Source organism: Halomonas sp. BC2 (genome assembly GCF_002078115.1).
Lineage (GTDB): Bacteria > Pseudomonadota > Gammaproteobacteria > Pseudomonadales > Halomonadaceae > Vreelandella > Vreelandella stevensii.
The window spans coordinates 1-4,613 of the sequence record NZ_LFGT01000026.1 but is presented as its reverse complement, the minus strand read 5'-3'; the positions used below and the strand labels follow the sequence as shown (position 1 = coordinate 4,613).

The 4,613-nt window shown below is 61.1% G+C and carries 5 protein-coding genes and 1 pseudogene; 2 read left to right on the top strand and 4 right to left on the bottom strand.

Annotated features, from left to right (window positions below; all coding sequences use genetic code 11):
* Positions 1-63: 63 nt before the first annotated feature.
* Positions 64-531 carry a GNAT family N-acetyltransferase gene (locus tag B7L71_RS14870; protein ID WP_139790146.1) on the bottom strand — a complete coding sequence of 156 codons (468 nt, stop codon included), beginning with the start codon at positions 529-531 and terminating at the stop codon, positions 64-66.
* 98 nt (positions 532-629) lie between these two features.
* On the opposite strand from B7L71_RS14870, the gene B7L71_RS14865 reads away from it, so the two are divergent.
* The gene (locus B7L71_RS14865) at positions 630-1,379 is read left to right on the top strand and encodes a class I SAM-dependent DNA methyltransferase (RefSeq protein ID WP_081138883.1); all 750 of its coding nucleotides are present in this window, start codon (positions 630-632) and stop codon (positions 1,377-1,379) included.
* Between the two features lie 16 nt (positions 1,380-1,395).
* Here the strand turns inward: B7L71_RS14865 and B7L71_RS14860 are convergent, their stop codons facing one another.
* Positions 1,396-1,866: a DUF1456 family protein gene (locus B7L71_RS14860; protein ID WP_016914145.1), complete on the bottom strand. Its 471-nt coding sequence runs from the start codon at positions 1,864-1,866 to the stop codon at positions 1,396-1,398.
* 8 nt (positions 1,867-1,874) lie between these two features.
* The gene (locus B7L71_RS14855) at positions 1,875-2,297 is read right to left on the bottom strand and encodes a Replicative DNA helicase (RefSeq protein WP_081138882.1); all 423 of its coding nucleotides are present in this window, start codon (positions 2,295-2,297) and stop codon (positions 1,875-1,877) included.
* Positions 2,298-2,491: 194 nt separating this feature from the next.
* Between B7L71_RS14855 and B7L71_RS14850 the strand changes: the two are divergent.
* Positions 2,492-3,687, top strand: a pseudogene (locus tag B7L71_RS14850) (DEAD/DEAH box helicase).
* 50 nt (positions 3,688-3,737) lie between these two features.
* Here B7L71_RS14850 and rho read toward each other — a convergent pair.
* Positions 3,738-4,613, bottom strand: an 876-nt coding sequence (rho, locus tag B7L71_RS14845) for a transcription termination factor Rho (RefSeq protein ID WP_081138880.1), incomplete at its 5' end; no start/stop codon positions are given.

Sequence of the window (4,613 nt, the reverse complement as noted above, 5' to 3'; positions counted from 1 at the left end):
TGAAAAGCTGTCTCCAGAACCCATCACCGGGCCTCTGCACCAGGCCCGGTGATATTAGCCTTTTCAGCTCTCGCCCAAGCATAGCCGCATGAAACAACTATTGGGATCAAGCCGGTAGCTGCCGAACGGCCCGCAATACTCGAACCCGAACCGAGCATATAAACGGCGGGCGGGCTCGAAGAAAGCCATTGAGCCCGTCTCCAGATAGACGGTGTGATAGCCCCGAGCGCGGGCCTCTTCCAGCACGTGCGTCAACAGCCGGGCGCCCACGCCCTGCTGGCGGGCAGCGGGCGTGGTACGCATGGACTTCAGCTCCGCCTGGCCCTCCCCCAGCGCCTTGATTGCCGCACAGCCCAACAGCTGGCCGTTCTGGCGGGCGCTGTAAAAGGTGATGTTGGCTGCCTTGAGCGCGGTCACATCCAGCGCATGCACGCTTTCCGGCGGCGAGGTGGCGTGCATGTCGGCCAGGTGCTCTTCCAATAGCGCCACCACATCCTGCGCTTCCAGCGTTTCAATTCCGATATGTATCATTGCCCTCTCCGTTGGCTAGCCAAACCCGGCTTCTCAAATACGAAGCGCTCGTATACCATGCGCCACCTCTTTCCTTTAGCGTTCACCGTTAGGCCACCATGTCCGTCAACGCGCTCTACACCGACCTTTCCGGCTATTACGATCTGATGTGCGTCGACATCGACTACCGCGCGCAAAGTAACGCCATTCATCGCCTGCATCAGCTGTTTGGCAACGCGGGCAGCCAGCACCTGGACCTGGCCTGCGGCACCGGCCCCCACGTGCGCCATTTTCTGGATGTGGGTTACACCAGCAGCGGGCTGGACATTCACCAGCCGATGCTGGACCTGGCAGCCACCCGCTGCCCGGAAGCTCACTTTTCGCTGCAAGACATGGGCCAATTCCAGGTGGATGAGCCGGTGGATTTGATCACCTGCTTTTTATACTCCATCCACTACAACGCCAACCTGGAAAAGCTGAGCGCCTGCATCGCCAGCGCCCACCGCGCCCTGCGCACCGGCGGCGTACTGTGCTTCAACAGCGTGGACAAGGAGCGCATCGACAACGCGCTGTTCGTCAAGCACACCGCCCAACAGGGCGAGGATCGCTTCACGTTTCGTTCGGGGTGGCACTATGCGGGGCACGGGGAACGGCAAACGCTGCGGCTCAGTATCGAAAAAAGCACGCCTGCGGTCACCCAGGTATGGAATGACGAGCACCCCATGGTGGCGGTCAGCTTTGGCGAACTCATCGCCCTGCTGACGCCCTACTTCGAGGTGCACGTGTTCGAACACGACTACCAGACCATCACCCCGTGGGACAACGCGTCTGGCAACGCCATCTTCGTGTGCGTGAAGCGCGACGGCTAAGGTATTACCTCAGGCGTCAGCTCTCCTGGCTGGGGCGCTGCTGTTGCTGCACGCCCATCAGGAAGTTGCGCAGCATCTGGTCCTTGCACTCGCGGTAATTCTTGTGGCTTGGCTTGCGGAAGAACGCGCTCAGCTCGTGGGGGCTGAGCGGTAGCCCCACCTGCTCGAACACCGCCAGCACATCTTCGGCCTTCATGTTCAGCGCAATACGCAGCTTCTGGAACACCATGTTGTTGTTCAGCTGGGTTTCCGGCGCAGGCACCGGGCCTTCGCGCTTGCCGCGCTTGAAGCTGATGAAGCCATTCAAAAACGCCGCCAGCTCACGGTTCTTCATGGGCACCAGCGCTTCATCCTCATCCTTCTTCAGCCAGGCCGTTACCTGGGCAGGCGTCACGTCCACCTCAGCCAGGGCGAAGATATTGACGATGGTGGCCTCCTTCAAATCGAAGGCATAGCGAATACGGCGAAAAATATCGTTATTGGTCAAGGGGACTCCTAACCGTTGGTGAGCGTGGCCAGCAGCTCGTCGATCTCTGCTTTCAGCTCGTTGTCTTCAATCGTTTGGGCGCTGGCCTGGGCACGCTGCAAGCTTTCGATGGCGGCCTGGGGCTCGCCCAGCTCCACCTGCAGGGTGGCCATGGAGAAGCCAATCGAGGCCAGATGGTCGTTCGACTGCTTGGCCACTGCCTTGTCCAGCGCTTTTTGGTAGATCGGCAGCGCGTCTTCCAGCTCTTCGGTGAAGTCGGCCAGGGTTTCCCACTGCTCGGGGTGGTCTTTCTCGGTGTTCTCATGCTCGGTGCAGATCGCCTGCAGCTCGGCGTAAAGCGCTTCAAAGGTGGCACGGTCATCCTTGGACGCGGCCTTCATCAGCTTTTCGGCCAGCTCGTACACCGCCTTGTAAATTTTGGTGTTGATCATCAAACCACGACCTTATCGACGTAAAACAGCAGGCTAAAGCACACAGGCTTCGCCGGGAAGGGGGCATTATACCTTGTGTGAGGCGGGGTACGGTGACGCGGCGGGCAATATTCGAGCAACGGCGGGCCGATTTTACGCTATGCTGCACCACTTTTTACGTTCGACCCACCTACGACTCGCTGTCAGGGCCCCTTATGCCTTTTTCTACACTCGGTTTATCCACTCCCCTCGTTCAGGCGATTACCGAACTCGGTTACCAGACGCCCACGCCCATCCAGGAACAGGCCATTCCCGCCATTCTCTCGGGGAAAGACCTCATCGCCACCGCGCAAACCGGCACCGGCAAAACCGCCGCCTTCGTGCTGCCGCTGCTGGAGCGCTTCAGCAAGGCAGAAGCGCTGCGGGCCAAGCGCATCCGCGCGCTGATTCTGGTGCCCACTCGCGAGCTGGCGGTACAGGTCAACGCCAGCGTGGCGCAATACGCCAAGCATACCCAGCTCACCTCGATGGCCGCGTATGGCGGTGTCGATACCGCGCCCCAAAAGGAGCGTTTGATCGAAGGCGTGGACATTCTGGTGGCCACACCGGGCAGGCTGCTGGACCTGGCCCATCAGCGCGCCCTGCACTTCGACGAGCTGCAGGTCATGGTGCTGGACGAAGCGGACAGAATGGTCGACATGGGCTTTGTGGATGATATTCACAAGATCATCGTGCGCCTGCCGGAACAGCGCCAGAACCTGCTGTTCACGGCCACCATGACCCAGGACGTTCGCGCCCTCGCCCGCAGTTTTTCAGACAGCAAGATGACCGACCTGGCCGCCAACATCGCCATCACCCCAACGTTCGCGCTGCCGACACCATCGAACAGTGGCTGATCACGGTCGACAAGGACACCAAATCCGCCCTGCTCAGCCACCTGATCAACGAACAGGCCTGGGACCAGGCGCTGATCTTCGTCGAGAAAAAGCACAGCGCGGCCAAGCTGGTGGCCCAGTTGGAGAAACGCGGCATCATCGCGGACTCCATCCATGGCGGCAGAAGCCAGGCCATGCGCGAAAAGATTCTGGCCCAGTTCAAAACCGGTGAGCTCAAGTACCTGGTGGCCACCGGCGTCGCCGCGCGGGGGCTGGATATCGGCGAACTGAGCCGAGTGGTGAACTACGACTTACCCTTCCAGCCGGAAGAGTACATCCACCGCATTGGCCGCACCGGCCGTGCCGGGGCTTCCGGGGAAGCCATCTCGCTGGTAGATATCAGCGATTTCAAGAACCTGTGTGCCATCGAACGGCGCATGAACCAGCTCATCGAGCGCCGGGAAGTGGCAGAATTTCCGGTCAAAAAGGCCGTCCCGGCCTCCAATTTGAAGCATGTGAAGAAAGGCAGCCGCTAGACGTTGTAGGCAACATCGGCGAGCGATGGCCCGCAGGCAGGCGGCAGGCCTTACCCCTGAGCGGGTGAAAACGCCGCCAGCAGCTCGGCGTTGGTGGGGTACTTCTCCAGCAGCGCCAGCAGCTTCTGCGCGCCGTCGGTTGGCTTGAGCGGCGTCAAGGCTCTGCGCAGGCTGCGTACCTTTTCGATCTCGTGGGCCTCGATCAACAGCTCTTCGCGGCGGGTACTGCTTTTGGCAATATCGAGCGCCGGGAAGATGCGCTGGCTGGCCACCTCCCGCGACAGCACCAGCTCCATGTTGCCGGTGCCCTTGAACTCCTCGAAGATCACCTGATCCATGCGGCTTCCCGTCTCCACCAGCACGGTGGCCAGAATGGTCAGCGAGCCGCCGTTTTCGATGTTCCGTGCCGCACCGAACAGTTTGCGGGGGATTTCCAGCGCCCGGGTATCCAGCCCGCCCGACATGGTACGCCCACTGCCCCGCTGCCCCGCGTTGTGCACCCGGGAAAGCCGCGTCAATGAATCGATCACGATCATCACATCGTGCCCTTCCCCGGCTTGCCTGCGCGCCGTTTGCAGCAGGTTATCGGCCACGCGCACATGGTGGGCGTAGCTTTCGTCAGACGACGAAGCGTGCACCTCGGCGGTCACGCTGCGCTTGAAATCGGTCACTTCCTCCGGGCGCTCGTCGATCAGCAGGGCATACAGCTTGATCTCGGGATACGCCGCCGCCACGGCCTGGCAGATATGCTTTAACAGGGTGGTTTTCCCCGCCCCCGGCGGCGCCACGATCAGCCCGCGCTGCCCCATGCCAATGGGCGTGATCAAATCCATCGCCCGCACGCTGTGCTCACGAACGCCATTGGCCAGATAAAGGCGCGGGGAAGGATGAATGGCCGTGCCGTTGAGAAAGCGCTTTTCGGGGTC

What these genes read in the sequence shown, in the direction of transcription:
- B7L71_RS14870 (WP_139790146.1), bottom strand. Translation starts at nt 531, where the DNA reads ATGATACATATCGGAATTGAAACGCTGGAAGCGCAGGATGTGGTGGCG.
- B7L71_RS14865 (WP_081138883.1), top strand. Translation starts at nt 630, where the DNA reads ATGTCCGTCAACGCGCTCTACACCGACCTTTCCGGCTATTACGATCTG.
- B7L71_RS14855 (WP_081138882.1), bottom strand. Translation starts at nt 2,297, where the DNA reads ATGATCAACACCAAAATTTACAAGGCGGTGTACGAGCTGGCCGAAAAG.